Origin of the sequence: Mesorhizobium zhangyense (assembly GCF_011045115.1) — a bacterium.
In the GTDB taxonomy this organism is placed as follows: Bacteria; Pseudomonadota; Alphaproteobacteria; order Rhizobiales; family Rhizobiaceae; genus Mesorhizobium_M; species Mesorhizobium_M zhangyense.
Genome location: NZ_JAAKZG010000008.1, coordinates 177,025 through 190,802, shown reverse-complemented (window position 1 = coordinate 190,802; position 13,778 = coordinate 177,025). Strand labels below are relative to the sequence as shown.

Here is a 13,778-nt window from a genome sequence, read left to right as displayed (position 1 = left end):
ACCGCTGAACGCGCATCACGAAAACGGCAGCGGGATCGCTCCGGCCGCCGCCTGTTTGCCCCTGCCCTCGATTACAGCTTTGTCCAGGCCGCGTTTTTCTTCGACGATTTCACGCAAGCCTCGACGAAGGCAACGCCTTCGACACCGTCCTGCACCGTTGGATAGACGACATCCTTGGCCGGTTTGCCATTCTTCTTGCGCGCCGCGCGAATGGCCCGGGCGGCTTCGGCGTAGATCGTGGCAAAGCCTTCGAGATAGCCTTCGGGGTGGCCGGGCGGCACGCGGCTGACGCGGGCTGCCGCAGGTCCGGCACCAGCACCACCGCGCGTGATCAGCCGCTTGGGCTCGCCGAAGGGCGTGAACCAGAGATAATTCGGGTCGGCCTGCACCCATTCGATGCCGCCCTTGGTGCCGTAGACACGCAGCTTCAGCCCGTTCTCGTTACCGGGCGCGACCTGGCTTGCCCAGATCATCCCCTTCGCACCGCCCTTGAAGCGCAGCATGACGTGAGCGTTGTCGTCGAGCAGGCGGCCCTTGACGAAGGCGTCGAGATCGGCCGACAGGCTGTCGAGTTCAAGCCCGGTAACGAAGCGGGCAAGGTTATAGGCATGGGTGCCGATATCGCCGGTCGAGCCGCCAACGCCGGACTGTTTCGGATCGACCCGCCAGGCGGCCTGCTTCGAGCCAGTGTCTTCCGCCTTTTCAGTCAGCCAGTCCTGCGGATACTCGGCCTGCACCACGCGGATGTCGCCAAGCTGGCCCTTCTGGATCATTTCGCGGGCCTGCCGGATCATCGGATAGCCGGTGTAATTGTGGGTGAGCACGAACACCTTGCCCGACTTTTCCACCAATGCCGCTAGCTTTTTCGCATCGGCCAGCGTCGAGGTAAGCGGCTTGTCGCAGATGACGTGGATGCCGGCTTCCAGGAATGCCTTGGCGGCGGGGTAGTGCATGTGGTTCGGCGTCACGATCGCGACCGCCTCGATGCCGTCCGGACGCCTGGCCTCGGCCTTGGCCATTTCCTGAAACGAGCCGTAGTTGCGCTCGGGATCAAGGCCGAGCTCCGCGCCGGATGCCTTGGCTCTTTCGGGGCTGGACGACAGCGCGCCGGCAACCAGCACGAACTCGCCATCGATGCGTGCCGCAATACGATGCACGCCGCCGATGAAGGCGCCCTGCCCGCCGCCGACCATGCCGTAGCGGATCGGTCCGCCGCCAGATTCGATTTTCGTGCCGCTGACCATGATGTCCTCCTTGACTGTAATGACGCCCCCTCCCCCTTGAGGGGAGGGTCGGACGGCGAAGCCGTCCGGGGTGGGGTCGTCGATGAAAGTCTCGACCTCGCTGTCTCGTTCATCCGGATAAAGGGACGTCGCGCACTGCCGCGGCGACCCCACCCGGCGGCTTTGCCGCCACCCTCCCCTCAAGGGGGAGGGAACCGGCGCTCAAATCCCCATCATCGCCCGCAGCAGCTTCTTGTCGGTCGCTCCGCCGGCGAAATCGTCGAACGCCTTTTCCGTCACGCGGATGATGTGGTGGTCGATGAATGGCGCACCTTCGGCTGCACCGACTTCCGGGTGCTTCAGGCAGCATTCCCACTCCAGCACCGCCCAGCTGTCATAATTGTAGGCGGCGAGCTTGGAGAAGATGCCACCGAAATCGACCTGGCCGTCGCCAAGCGAGCGGAAGCGCCCGGCGCGGCCGACCCAGCCCTGATAGCCGGAATAGACGCCTTGGCGGCCGTCCGGATTGAACTCAGCGTCCTTCACATGAAACGCCTTGATGCGCTCATGGTAGATGTCGATGAAGGCGAGATAATCGAGCTGCTGCAGCAGGAAATGCGAAGGGTCGTAGTTGATGTTGCAGCGCTTGTGGCCGCCGACCGCATCGAGGAACATCTCGAAGGTCACGCCGTCGAAGACATCCTCACCGGGATGGATCTCGTAGCAGAGATCGACGCCGGCATCTTCATAAGCATCGAGGATCGGCTTCCAGCGCTTGCCGAGTTCGCCAAAGGCTTCCTCGATCAGGCCGGCGGGCCGCTGCGGCCACGGATAGAGATAGGGGAACGCCAGCGCGCCGGTGAAGGAAACGCTCGCCTTGAGGCCGAGATTCTTCGACGCCTTGGCGCCGAACTTCATCTGCTCGACCGCCCATTTCTGCCGTGCCTTGGGATTGTTGTGGACCGCGGCCGGCGCGAAGCCGTCGAACTGGCTGTCATAGGCCGGATGCACCGCGACCAGCTGGCCCTGAAGATGCGTCGACAGTTCGGTGATCTCGACGCCAGCCTCGGCGCAGGTGCCTTTCACCTCGTCGCAATATGTCTTGGACGACGCAGCCTTCTTGAGGTCGAACAGCCGTCCGTCCCAGGTCGGTATCTGCACGCCCTTGTAGCCGAGCCCGGCGGCCCATTCGGCAATGCTCTTCAACGAATTGAAGGGGGCTGCATCTCCCGCAAACTGCGCCAGAAAAATCCCCGGGCCTTTCAATGTGGTGGCCATTTTGTTCCTCCCTCTCCTCAACCGCGCAACGTATCCACAGCCGCAGGTTACATCAAACCATCGGCCAGTTCGCGCAAATGTCTTTGTCTATCAACAGCCTCTCTGGTAATACCAAATTGATTTTTTTGGTCAAGTCGAGCATTCAAAACCACCGGACATCCATTTTTTGCAGGACTCGAAATTATACCTTTTTATATCAGCATGTTAGTTGAAACCGCAGTTGATTTTCGTCACCGTCTTGCGGGCTTTTTGGAAATCGTCTAGTAAACCTCTCATACCCAATTGGTCGAACCAGTTTGCAAAACTGCGCGCCTTGTGGGGAGGAGAAGTTGTTTCGCCTTTCGGCGGGGCTGATTGCAGGCGAATGTTTGAAAAGGAACGATCATGCATCTTTCGACGCATAACTGGATGCGCGCCGAGCCGCTGGCCAAGACGCTCGCGCGGATCAAGAAATACGGCTACGAGAGCATCGAAATCTCCGGCGAGCCGACGCAGTACGACGTCAAGGAAACGCGCGCCCTGCTCAAGGAGCATGGCATTCGCTGCTGGGGTGCGGTGACGCTGACGCTGGGCGAGCGCAATCTTGCTGCCAAGGACGAAGGCCAGCGCGCGCGTTCGGTCGATTACGTGAAAAGCGTCATCACCATGGTCAGCGAGCTCGACGGTGAGATCATCACGCTGGTGCCTGCGACCGTCGGCAAGGTGGTGCCGGACGGCACCGAGGAAGAAGAGTGGAAATGGGTGGTCGACGCCACCCGCGAGTGCTTCGCCCATGCACAGAAGAAAGGCGTGCGGATCGCGGTCGAGCCGCTGAACCGCTTCGAGACCTATTTTTTCAACCGCGCGTCCCAAGCCCTGGCGCTGGCCGACGCGGTAAGCCCTGAATGCGGCGTCTGCCTCGATGCGTTCCACCTCAATATCGAGGAAGAGAACATGTATGACGCGATCCGGCTCGCCGGAAAGCGCCTGTTCGACTTCCATGTCGCCGACAACAACCGCTTTGCCGCAGGACTCGGCCAACTCGACTGGCCGAAGATCATCGGCACGCTGAGAGAGATCGGCTACGACGGAGCCGTCACCAACGAGTTCGTCGCGCCCGTCGACCGCACGCCGGCCAACAAATACCCGACGATGGTGGAGCGCAATCCGGTCGACATACCGCCGGAGCAGCTCAAATTCATTCAGGACCACGGCTCAAGCCTTCTGACCGAAGACTTCTATGCCGACCAGATGCGCATTACGGCGGAAACCATTCTGCCGCTGATCAAGTAGGACGCCGGCAGACCGGCAATTTTGAGCCCTTTCGCCCGGACACGGCGGAAGGGCTGGGGAGAATTATGCGCATAAAGCACGTACAGGCATGGTGGGTCCGCATACCCATCGCAGCAGATCGCCAGCACCGCAGCGACTTCGGGCAGGTTCAAACCTTCGACGCCGCGATCCTGCGCATCGAGACCGACGATGGTCTCGTCGGCTGGGGCGAAGGCAAGAACGCCGCCGGCAGTGCCGGCACGTATGGCGCGCTCGTCCATATGCTCAACCACGAGATCGGCCCGCAACTGATCGGTCGCGAGGCCGGTGACATCGGCGTGATCTGGGAGATGCTCTACAACGGCGTGCGGCACGAATCCGCTTCCGCGTCCGGCCATGCAATGCCGCAGCTGGCGCGACGCGGCCTCTCCATCGCCGCCATCAGCGCCGTCGACATTGCGCTTTGGGATATTCTGGGCAAGTCGCTCGGGCAACCGGTCTGGCGACTGCTCGGCGGGCGCAAGCTGGAGCGCATGCCGGCCTATGCCTCCGGCGGCTGGGCGAATGCGGAGACAATCGGCGACCAGCTCAAATCCTATATCGACCGCGGCGGGTTCAAGGCGGTGAAGATGCGCGTCGGCGCCATGGACGGGGCGCCGCATATTTCGGCAGCGCGCGTGCGAGCTGCCCGCAAGGCGCTCGGCCCGGATGTCGAGATCATGGTCGATGCGCATGGCACCTACACGGTGGCCGAGGCCAAGCGTTTCATCAACCTGGTTTCGGACTGCGACCTCGCCTGGTTCGAGGAGCCGGTGATTGCCGACGACAAGCAGGGCATGGCGGAGGTTCGCGCGGCTGGTTGCGTGCCGATCGCGACCGGTGAAAGCGAGGCGACGCGCTATGCCTTCCGCGATCTCGCCGTGCTCAAATCGGCCGATATCTTCCAGCCTGATCCCGCCTTTTGCGGCGGCATCAGCGAGGCGATGAAGATCGGCACCATCGCCAGCGCCTTCAATCTGCGCTTCGCGCCGCATCTGTGGGCCGGTGCGCCCTGCTTTTTTGCCGGGCTTCACGTTTGCGCCGCCTCGCCCGCCAGTTTCACCATCGAATATTCGCTTGGCGCAAATCCGATGATCCATGATCTGATCGAGGAGACGGTTGAGGCAAGCGACGGTATGATCGCCATCCCCGATTCTCCCGGTCTGGGGTTCACGGTCTCCGAACGGTTCCTGGAGGCCCACGCACAGAGCACCTGAAGATGAAAGAAAAAAACCTGCTGGCGGATCTCGCCTCCTACCTGTTCTCCTGCTCCAACGCAGAAAGCGGGCGCACGCCCTCGGAGCGTGAACTGGCCGAGCATTTTGCCGTCAGCCGCGGCCAGATCCGGGAGTCGCTGGCGATTCTGGAAGCGATGCGCATCGTCGAACGGCGGGCGAAGTCCGGCATCTATCTGACAACGCGGCAGGCCAGCGTCGAGGCGATGGCGCTGTTTGCCAAGGCCGGCCTGCCGCTCGACCCGATCCAGATCTACGAGACGGTGGAACTGCGCAAGATCCACGAGATCAAGGCTGCAGAACTCGCCTGTTCGCGCGCAATAGAAGAGAATTATGAGCGGCTGCGCGAAATCCTCAAAGCGTCCGAAGACCGCCTCGCCAGCGGCGAACCGCTCGGAAAGCTCGACCGGGATTTCCATCTCGAAATCGTGCGGGCGACCCAGAACAGTGTCTTCCACAAGATCTGCAGTGTCTATTACCTGATGGGCGAGGAGCGCCTGCCGATCTATTTCAGCGACCCCGAACGTGGCCGCCGCTCGCATGCCGAACACATCCAGATCTATGAAGCGCTGCTGCGCCGCGACGGCAATCTCGCGCAGGCGTTGATGAGCGCGCATCTGCAAGGCGCCGAGAGCTACTGGAAAGACCTCATCGACGGCGTCGAGGCCGGCGACGCCGAGCGAAAGCCGGAGCAGGTCTGATCTGTGGCGACGATCTTTTCCACCCATGCATTGCATCCGAAGGCAACGGCAATGCTCGCCGAACATGGCGATCTGGTCATCGCGTCGGCGCTGGATGATGCGACTTTGGTGCGTGAAGCGGAAAATGCCGACATCGTCATCGTGCGCGCGCCGCTGCCCCCTGCCCTTTTTGCGAACGCACCGAAGCTGCGCGCGGCGATCCGCCATGGCGCCGGGCTCGACATGATTCCGGTGGACGTAGCAACCAAGGCCGGCGTGCTGATCGCCAACGTGCCAGGCGTCAATGCCCGCTCGGTCGCCGAGCATGTGGTCTTCGTGACGCTGGCGCTGCTGCGCCGGTTCCGTGCCGTCGACACCGACCTGCGCGCGCAAGGCTGGCTTGCCGGGCGCGAACACGCCAACTTCGCAGGCGAGCTTGCCGGCCGCACGATGGGTATCATCGGCATGGGCAATGTCGGGCGGGCGGTCTTTTCCATTGCCCGCGATGGCTTCGGGATCGACGTGATCGCCAACAGCCGCAATCCGAAAAGCCTGCCGGAGGGTGCGCGCTTCGCCACCGTCGACCAACTTGTCCAAGAAAGTGACATCATCGTGCTCTGCTGCCCGCTGACGCCGGAAACCACGGGCCTGCTGAGCCGCGAGCGCATCGGCCGTATGAAGCCGGGCGCCCTGCTGATCAATGTTTCGCGGGGACCGGTGGTCGACGATGACGCGCTGATCGAAGCGCTACGCGACGGCTCTATCGGAGGTGCAGCGCTCGATGTGTTTTCGACCCAGCCGCTGCCGCCGGACCACCCCTATTTTTCGTTCCCGAATGTGATCATCACCCCTCACATGGCCGGCATCACCGAAGAGAGCATGGAGCGCATGGGCACGGGTGCCGCGGCGGAGGCAATCCGCGTGCTTGGCGGCGAACTGCCGGTCAATCTGCGCAATCCGGAGGCGGTGGAGGCCTATCGGCGACGGTTTGGGGGGTGAAGCGGCGGCCTCTTCCTTCTCCCCTTGTGGGAGAAGGTGGATTGGCGCGCAGCGCCAAGACGGATGAGGGGTGCTGGAAGAAACTCCAGCGTCTGCGATCCGTCCAACACCCCTCATCCGACCTCCCCTTCGGGTCGGCCACCTTCTCCCACAAGGGGAGAAGGGAGAGGCGCGCTTCATCATCGCCACGCCTGCTTTCGCATCTGGCCATTGTCAAAGATCGGGAAGCGGGACGCTTGGCCGTGCCTTCCTAGTGTTTAGTACGTGGCGCGACTTCCGCGCCCCGCTCGTTAGTCACTCGAAAAGCCAAATCGTTGGCTTTTCGTCCGCTGCGCGGACCGTTCCTAACCTGTCCCGAAGTCGGCCGGTCACAACGCCCGCTCCATGTACATTCCATGGACAAGACGCCGCGGGTTCTCCGCATCCTGCGCGATCTGCCCTCGATCCTTCCGCCACAGGCTTGTGCCTGCAGCTTCCAGCCAGGGCATGCGGCCGCAGGACGCCGGCCTGTGTCGGGCCCTCGGGTTCCTGGCTACCACACCAGGGCGGGAGGTCACCGCCACTCCCCCTTGATCCCGGTTCCAGAACCCGGTCCCGCAAGAGCGATGGGGGGATTATGGGTGAAGGCTGATGGGGTGGGGAAAAACAAGGCGCGAGAAAATTTACTGGGTCAATGAAAACAAAGGGTCGAGTGGAAGCTGGGTGAAATCTTTTCCACTTTCAACGTCGATCATCCTGCACCGCAGTGGCCTTCACAGATATTCAGGCATTGATCCCGGGTCTCCGCATTCGCTTCGCCCGGGATGACGAATGGCATGTTTGGCCTTCGCCAATCGTCAGCGCTGGCGCCCGGCAATTGCGTCTCTGGCCTTAAACAACGTTTGCGATTAGCGGCGACACCCCTTTCCTCGTCATCCTGGGCGGAGCATGCGCGAAGCGAATGCGCAGACCCGGGATCCATGCCGGAATTGCGGAGAGCTTCGTCGGTGCAAAACCGCGTCGACGTCAGGGCCGAGCCGAGTCCGACGATGCGCTGACCAATAGATCCCGGATAACCTTCGCTTCGCTGCGGTTTCCGGGATGACGATCTCGTTAATCTCCCAGCGCAGCCTCCACAGCCGCAGCAATGGCAAGCAGGCGGCGGTCGTGGCCGTGGCGGGCGAAGAGCATCAGGCCGGCGGGTAAGCTCATGCCGGGCATGGGCAGCGAGATGGAGGTCAGGTCGAACTGGTTGGCGACCTGTGGGTTGCGCAGCAGAAGGCCGTCCGCGCGGTCCTGAAGCGCGCGGTCACTTTCGAGCAGCGCGATCTCGGGTGCGATGATCGGCACCGTCGGCAGCGCCAGGACATCGAGGGGAGCGAGGCGCCCATCCATGGCGCGGGCGAGTTCGCCGCGCCGCTTGATGAGCTTTATGTAAGCGGAGGCGGACACGGACAGGCGGCGCGCCAGCGGTCCGGCGACGCGCGGATCGACCCGTGCTGCCAGTTCGGGGTCGGCCAGCCAGTCGGCGTGAACCGATGCTGCCTCGATGCCTGCTATGGTGCCATCTTTGGTGGCGTCGATCATGGCGCTGACGAGATCGTCTATTGCGTGATCGATCAGGCGCGCGCCGCCTTTCTCCAGCAGGTTCAGGGATCGTTGGAAGCCGCTTGCTACGGCAGGTTCCAAGCCTTCGAGGAGGCGGCCTTTCGGTACGCCTATGCGAAGACCCGCCAAGGGCAGAGGAACAAGCGGGACGGGTTCGCCGCCGGCCATGATCGCGTCGGCCAGCACGCAATCCGCGACAGTCTTGGCCAGCGGACCGACCGAATCCAACGTGAAGGACAGAGGGAAAACGCCGTCGAGCGGGATCCGGCTTGCCGTCGGCTTGAAGCCGACCACACCGTTGAGGGCTGCCGGGATGCGCACTGAGCCGCCGGTGTCCGAGCCGATGGCGATTTCGCTGGTGCCTTCAGCTGCAGACACGCCGGCACCGGAAGACCAGCCGCCGGGAATGCGGGTCGGATCGGCGGCGTTGCCCGGCGTGCCGAAATGCGGATTGATGCCGACGGCGGTGAAGGCGAATTCGGTCATGGCCGTCTTGCCGATGATAACCGCGCCGGCCTGGCGGAGGCGGCGCACTATGAGCGCGTCCCGCTCTGCCGCCGGTACATCGCGGCGGATGGCAGAACCGGCAAGGGTGGGCTCGGCGGCGACGTCGAACAGATCCTTGATCGAGACGATTTTTCCATCCAGCGGCCCGAGCGAGACGCCGGCCTTGTCGCGCGCATCCGAGGCATCGGCGGCTGCGCGTGCGGCTTGGGGATAGAGCTTAGTGAAGACACGCTCTTCGGCGGCGCGCGTGAACAGGCGGGCAAGCGTGGCTTCGAGGCGGTCGCGTGATGACGGCATGGCTCTCCCGGCTTGCTTCGGCCCCCAGCTGCTCGATACAAGAGCGCAGGCGCGCCATAAGGCGCACAGGCCGCTCTTCGATTCAACCGGGGTTCGCGAAGAATCGATTGTGGCAAGCGGAGCGCCGGGCAGGACAAACGCCGCAACAAAACGGGAAGCGTGATGCAGAAGACGATCGAGACGATAAAGGGCAATGACGACGCGATAAGCTATGAATTTCCCGTCTTTCGCATTGCCGGCTCATCGCCGGACGCGCCGTCGGCCTATATCCAGGCTGCGTTGCACAGCGATGAGTTACCCGGCGTGGTGGCGATCGACGCGCTGATGCCGAAACTGCGCAAGGCGCAAGCCGAAGGCCGGATACGCGGCGCGCTGACCATCGTGCCGCGCGCCAATCCAGTCGGCCGGTCGCAGCAGTTTTTCGGCGCACCCCAGGGCCGTTTCCATCTCGGCACGCGAACCAATTTCAATCGCGATTTTCCCCTGATCGGCCGGCCGGACGCCGGCCTGCTGCCCGGCGACGACAGACCGATGCATGCGGACCAGCGGCTGAAGGCCCGGCTGTTGAAACTGTCGCTCGGCCACGACATCGTGCTCGACCTTCACTGCGATGACGAGGGCCTGCCCTATCTCTACGTGCAAAAGGAACTTTGGCCGGCGATGGCCGACTGCGCGGCCTGCATGGGCGTCGAGGCGGTCATTTTGTGGAGCGATGCTTCCGGCGCCTCCTTCGACGAAGCGGCCCTCTACCCCTATCTGCAACTTCCGGCCGGCGAAGCAAGGCTGGAGCGTCGCGCCGTGACCACGGTGGAGTATCGCGGCATTCTCGATGTGGAAACCGGCCTTGCCGGAGCCGACGCCGAGGGGCTCTATCGACTGCTGGTGGCGCGCGGCGTGGTCGAGGACAAATCGGTGACTACGCCCAAGGAATTCAAGGGCGAGGTCGCGCCGATCGATCATATCGACATGGTGCCCTCGCCCTGCGCCGGTGCAGTCCTCTACGACGTCAAGCCGGGCGACCGGGTTGCGGCAGGCCAGCGCATTGCGACGATCGTCACGGCGCCGGGCGAGGAAGGCGGGCGCGTGGAGGTGCTTGCGCCGCAGGCGGGTTTCATCCTGACGCGGCGGTCCTCACGCGCGACACTGGCGGGGGGCGATCTGGTCAAGCTGGTGGGCGACCGTCGCAGCGCTGATGCACGATCGGGCGCGCTGGAGGCGTAAAACTAGAGCATGAACCCGAAAAGTTGCAGACTTTTCGGACAAGATCATGGCTCAGAATCAATACGCTAGAGCGAGATAGCGATTCAACGAGAAATCATCTCGCTCTAGCCGGCGTGGCGCAGGCTGACGCCGCTGGCGCGATCGAACAGCACGACCTTGTTCGGGTTCCAGGCAAACCGCACCGCATCTTCGAGCGCGACGTCGGTGCGGGCCGGAACGGTGGCGCGCAGCATGATGTCGCCGACGCGCAAGGTCAGGATTTTTTCGACGCCGTGATTTTCGACGTCGTGCACCTTGGCCTCGACCGGTGCGCCGGCTTCCAGATGCAGGTCCTCCGGGCGGATACCGAAGACGAGCGGGCGGTCCCCTTCCGCCGCGCTCGTCCCGGTCGCCCCCGTAAAGGGCAGTTCGAAATTCTTCTGCGTCATCACGGCCTTGCCCGAACGCAGTTCGCCCTCGATCAGGTTCATCGGCGGCGAGCCGACGGAGCGGGCGACGAAGGTGTTGAGCGGGTTGTTGTAGATCTCGTTCGGCGTGCCGACCTGGACCAGATGGCCTTCGTTGAGAACGCCGATCTTGTCGCCCATCGACATCGCCTCGATCTGGTCGTGGGTGACGAACAGGAAGGTCGCGCCGAGATTGACCTGCAGGTTCTTGAGTTCGGTGCGCAGCGCCTCGCGCAGCTTGGCGTCAAGCGCCGACAGGGGCTCGTCCATGAGGAAGACGCGCGGCTTGCGCACGATCGCGCGACCGATGGAAACGCGCTGCATCTCGCCGCCGGAGAGGCGGTCGGTCTTGCGGTCGAGCAGATGCTCGATGCGCAGTGTCTTGGCGACGCGGTTGACGCGCTCATCGATCTCGGCGCGCTCGAGGCGGCGGATTTTCGCCTTCAGCGGGAATTCGAGATTTTCGCGCACGGTGTAGCGCGGATAAAGCGAATATTGCTGCAGCACCAGCGCCACGTCGCGCTCGGCCGCGCCCCATGGACCGACATCGACGCCGTCGATGAGGATGTCGCCCTCGGTCGGCGTTTCGAGCCCGGAGATGAGGCGCAGCGTCGTCGTCTTGCCGGCACCCGTCTGGCCGAGAAGGACGAAGAACTCGCCGTCCTGGATTTCGAGGTCGAGGCCCTTGAGCGCGGTGTGTGCGCCGAACTTTTTCGTGATGTTCTTCAGCTGGATATGGGCCATCAGAGCCGAACTCCGAGCGAATTGCCGCTCTTGGTGTCGAAGAAATGCGCCTGGGTCGGGTCGATGCGGGCGAAGACCTTGTCGCCGGCGCTGGCGACGAAGCCGCTGCGCGTGCGGGCGCGCAGCATCTGCGAGCCGAGCTTCAGGTCGACGATATCGTAGGAGCCGAGCGGCTCGATGATCTGCGCCTCGACCGGCAGAAAGCCTTCGCGCGCCTGATGCTCGACCATGACGCCTTCCGGGCGGATGCCGAGCGCCAGGCTGCCATTGGCGCCCTTGAGGCGGTCGATCTTGCCGAGCAGTTCATTGGGGAAGGCAAAACCCTTTTCGGCGCCGTCGACGGTGACGCGGGCCGAACCCGCCTCCTCCGAGACCTGGGCCTTGGCGATGTTCATGACCGGGCTGCCGACGAACTGGGCGACGAAGAGATTGGCCGGGTAGGAATAGACCTCCGATGGGCTACCCACCTGCTGGAGAATGCCTTCATGCATGATGACGATGCGGTCGGCGAGGCTCATCGCCTCGACCTGGTCGTGGGTGACGTAGATAGTGGTCGAGCCCTGCTCCAGATGCAGGCGCTTGATCTCGGCCCGCATCTCCTCGCGCAGCTTGGCGTCGAGCGCACCGATCGGCTCGTCCATAAGCATGGCTTTCGGCCGGCGAACGAGCGCACGGCCGATAGCCACGCGCTGCATGTCGCCGCCGGAAAGCGCAGACGGTCTGCGGTTCAGGAGGTCGGTGATGCGCAGCACGCCGGCGATGCCACGCACCGCCTTGTCCACTTCGCTGCGGCTCATGCGTGTCGCCCGCAGCGGAAAGGCTATGTTCTCGTAGACCGTCATGTGCGGGTAGAGCGAGAAGGACTGGAACACCATGGCGATGTCGCGGTCCGAGCATTTGAGATGCTGCACCGCCTGGCCGTCGATGAGGATATCGCCCTCGTCGATCGTCTCCAGCCCGGCAATGGCGCGCAGCGTCGTCGTCTTGCCGCAACCGGATTGGCCGAGCAGCACGATGAATTCATTGTCCTCGATCTTGAGGTTGAGGTCCTTGATGACCTGAACGGCGCCGAAGAATTTCTGGATGCCGCGAAGCTCGATCTGGGTCACGAGTGGCCCTCCTTGCCGCGCGGGCCTTCCACTTCGGTCACCACCTTGGAGCCGAACCAGTTGGTGCACATGAAGGTTATCAGGCCGACAATAATGACGGTCAGTCCATAGCGATGCAGGAACAGGTTCCACGGCTGGCACAGGGCGATAATGCCCAGCACCATGACGATCTCGGCTATGCGCTGAAGAGTATCGCTGCGGATCATTTGCGGATCGCTCCGAAGGACATGCCGCGCAGCAGGTGGTTGCGCAGGAGGAATGTGAAGATCGCTACCGGCAGCAGGAACAGGAAGGTTCCGGCGGCGATCACCGTCCAGTCGGGCAGGCCGGAACCGACCTGCGAGGGAATGAAGGGCGGCGCGGTCTGGGCGCGGCGGTTGGTCATGATCAGCGCGAAAGCGTATTCGTTCCATGCCGTGATGAAGCAGAACACGGCAGTGGCTGCGATGCCGGTGGCGGCTTCGGGCAGGACGATCTTGAAGAAGGCCTCCATGCGCGTGTAGCCGTCGACAAGGGCCGCCTCCTCATACTCCTTGGGTATCTCGTCGATGAAGCCCTTCATGAGCCAGACCGAGAAGGAAAGGTTGAAGGCGGTATAGAGGATGATCAGGCCCCAATGCGTGTCGTTGAGGCCGACCGCGCGGTACATCAGGAACATCGGGATGGCCACCACGACGGGCGGCAGCATACGCGTCGACAGGATGAAGAAGAGCAGGTCCTGCTCGCCTTTCACCTTGAAGCGCGAAAACCCGTAGGCGGTGAAGGTGCCCATGCCGACCGCGAGCACGGTCGACGTGATGGCCACGATGAGCGAGTTCATGAAGCGGCTGGGATAGCCGGAAAGCTGGACCTCGCCCTTGCCGGAACGCACGACCTTTTCGCCGCCGTCGAAGACGAGACGCTCCCACCACGGGGCGGCGGCATATTCTTCAGGCGTCGGGGCCGAGCGCAGTTGTGCACGCTTGGTGAAGAGCTTCACGAAGGGCGAAATCTCGGGCTCGAAGACCACAGTCGGCGGTATCGTGGTCGCCAGATTGCGCGGCTTGAAGGCGGTCGAGGTGATCCAGTAGATCGGCGCCAGGAAGATCAGCGTCACGATCAGGACAATGACGACGGCAAAGCGGTTGAGCGCGATTTCGCTGCCGGTGCGAACTGCAGCCAT

12 protein-coding genes are annotated in these 13,778 nt (G+C 63.2%); 5 read left to right on the top strand and 7 right to left on the bottom strand.

All coding sequences use genetic code 11. The annotated features are described in order from the left end of the window. Positions 1-71: 71 nt before the first annotated feature. Both G6N74_RS19525 and G6N74_RS19520 read right to left on the bottom strand, forming a co-directional pair. The gene (locus G6N74_RS19525) at positions 72-1,244 is read right to left on the bottom strand and encodes a Gfo/Idh/MocA family protein (RefSeq protein WP_165119618.1); all 1,173 of its coding nucleotides are present in this window, start codon (positions 1,242-1,244) and stop codon (positions 72-74) included. Between the two features lie 201 nt (positions 1,245-1,445). Then, on the bottom strand, positions 1,446-2,501 hold the full coding sequence (locus G6N74_RS19520) for a sugar phosphate isomerase/epimerase family protein (RefSeq protein ID WP_165119617.1): 1,056 nt from the start codon (positions 2,499-2,501) through the stop codon (positions 1,446-1,448). Between the two features lie 384 nt (positions 2,502-2,885). On the opposite strand from G6N74_RS19520, the gene G6N74_RS19515 reads away from it, so the two are divergent. From G6N74_RS19515 to G6N74_RS19500, 4 genes are all read left to right on the top strand, one after another. Further along, entirely contained in the window at positions 2,886-3,773 is an 888-nt protein-coding gene (locus G6N74_RS19515; RefSeq protein WP_165119616.1) for a sugar phosphate isomerase/epimerase family protein, read from the top strand. A 65-nt stretch (positions 3,774-3,838) separates the two neighbouring features. Beyond that, positions 3,839-5,008 (top strand): mandelate racemase/muconate lactonizing enzyme family protein, encoded by a 1,170-nt coding sequence (locus tag G6N74_RS19510; protein ID WP_165119615.1) that lies wholly within the window; start codon positions 3,839-3,841, stop codon positions 5,006-5,008. A 2-nt stretch (positions 5,009-5,010) separates the two neighbouring features. Further along, positions 5,011-5,727, top strand: a complete 717-nt coding sequence (locus G6N74_RS19505) for a FadR/GntR family transcriptional regulator (protein ID WP_165119614.1) — start codon at positions 5,011-5,013, stop codon at positions 5,725-5,727. 3 nt (positions 5,728-5,730) lie between these two features. Next, complete coding sequence (locus G6N74_RS19500) at positions 5,731-6,705, top strand: NAD(P)-dependent oxidoreductase (protein ID WP_165119613.1); 975 nt, start codon at positions 5,731-5,733, stop codon at positions 6,703-6,705. A gap of 1,092 nt (positions 6,706-7,797) precedes the next feature. Here G6N74_RS19500 and G6N74_RS19495 read toward each other — a convergent pair. Beyond that, positions 7,798-9,096, bottom strand: a complete 1,299-nt coding sequence (locus G6N74_RS19495) for an amidase (protein WP_165119612.1) — start codon at positions 9,094-9,096, stop codon at positions 7,798-7,800. A gap of 162 nt (positions 9,097-9,258) precedes the next feature. On the opposite strand from G6N74_RS19495, the gene G6N74_RS19490 reads away from it, so the two are divergent. Then, positions 9,259-10,317: a succinylglutamate desuccinylase/aspartoacylase domain-containing protein gene (locus G6N74_RS19490; RefSeq protein WP_165119611.1), complete on the top strand. Its 1,059-nt coding sequence runs from the start codon at positions 9,259-9,261 to the stop codon at positions 10,315-10,317. 104 nt (positions 10,318-10,421) lie between these two features. Here the strand turns inward: G6N74_RS19490 and G6N74_RS19485 are convergent, their stop codons facing one another. From G6N74_RS19485 to G6N74_RS19470, 4 genes are read right to left on the bottom strand one after another with little or no spacing between them, the layout of a single operon-like run. Continuing rightward, the gene (locus tag G6N74_RS19485) at positions 10,422-11,507 is read right to left on the bottom strand and encodes an ABC transporter ATP-binding protein (RefSeq protein ID WP_165119610.1); all 1,086 of its coding nucleotides are present in this window, start codon (positions 11,505-11,507) and stop codon (positions 10,422-10,424) included. Then, positions 11,507-12,616 (bottom strand): ABC transporter ATP-binding protein, encoded by a 1,110-nt coding sequence (locus G6N74_RS19480; protein ID WP_165119609.1) that lies wholly within the window; start codon positions 12,614-12,616, stop codon positions 11,507-11,509. Before G6N74_RS19480 ends, G6N74_RS19485 begins: the two co-directional genes overlap by 1 nt. Beyond that, positions 12,613-12,822 carry a hypothetical protein gene (locus tag G6N74_RS19475; protein ID WP_165119463.1) on the bottom strand — a complete coding sequence of 70 codons (210 nt, stop codon included), beginning with the start codon at positions 12,820-12,822 and terminating at the stop codon, positions 12,613-12,615. The genes G6N74_RS19480 and G6N74_RS19475 overlap by 4 nt, the downstream gene beginning before the upstream one ends. Further along, positions 12,819-13,778: a carbohydrate ABC transporter permease gene (locus G6N74_RS19470; RefSeq protein WP_165119608.1), complete on the bottom strand. Its 960-nt coding sequence runs from the start codon at positions 13,776-13,778 to the stop codon at positions 12,819-12,821. Before G6N74_RS19470 ends, G6N74_RS19475 begins: the two co-directional genes overlap by 4 nt.